This is a genomic window from Oleiphilus sp. HI0067 (genome assembly GCF_001635735.1).
The window spans coordinates 1-888 of sequence record NZ_LWFI01000599.1 but is presented as its reverse complement, the minus strand read 5'-3'; the positions used below and the strand labels follow the sequence as shown (position 1 = coordinate 888).

Here is an 888-nt window from a genome sequence, read left to right as displayed (position 1 = left end):
GACGCCGGGTCGTTTATCAGAAGTTGTCACGCGTGACGACTTTGATTTAAGCAGTATTGAAGCGCTGATTCTTGATGAAGCAGACCGACTACTCGACATGGGCTTTAGCGATGAAGTGCTATCGATTGCGGAACATTGTTTGGCGCGCATGCAAACCTCTATGTTCTCAGCGACACTCGCAAACAAAAGCTTACGCGGTCTTGCCGAAGCTTTGCTAACAAACCCTGAAACACTTGAGCTATATCAAACCAGTGACAAACACCAAGACATCACACAGCAAATTATTTTTGCTGACGACAAGGCGCATAAATTTAAACTAGTTCAGTGGCTAATCGAGAACGAAGAATACAAACACTGCGTGGTGTTCTGTAATTCAAAAGAACAAGCCGACCAAGTTTATCGGGTGATGCAACAGCAAAATATTAGTGCTGGTATTCTGCATGGTGATAAAGATCAAAAGCAGCGTAATCTAGTGATGAGCAAGCTGCGTCGTGAGCAAGTCAAAGTACTGATTGCAACAGACGTTGCCGCGCGTGGTTTAGACATCGAAGGCATGGATTTAGTGATCAACTTCCAAATGCCTCGCCGTGGTGATATCTATGTACACCGCATTGGTCGAACGGGTCGAGCTGGCGAAAAAGGTACGGCCGTGACACTCATTGAGGCGGCTGAATTCAACCTTATGGCAAGTATTGAACGCTATCTAGAGCAACGCTTTGATCGCCGCAAAATCAAAGATCTTGAAGGCAACTATAAGGGCCCTAAAAAGCTCAAGTCTTCGGGCAAAGCTGCAGGCAAAAAGAAGAAGAAAAAGAAAAAATAAACCCTATAATCTTGGAAACAGCATTGGGGTCAGAGTGTTTTTGCTCTGACCCCAAGTAATTCATG

1 protein-coding gene is annotated in these 888 nt (G+C 44.9%); it reads left to right on the top strand.

Annotated features, from left to right (window positions below; all coding sequences use genetic code 11):
• Nucleotides 1–823: DEAD/DEAH box helicase (locus A3739_RS06805; protein ID WP_156502420.1), on the top strand; the 823-nt coding region annotated here is incomplete at its 5' end.
• Nucleotides 824–888 lie beyond the last annotated feature (65 nt).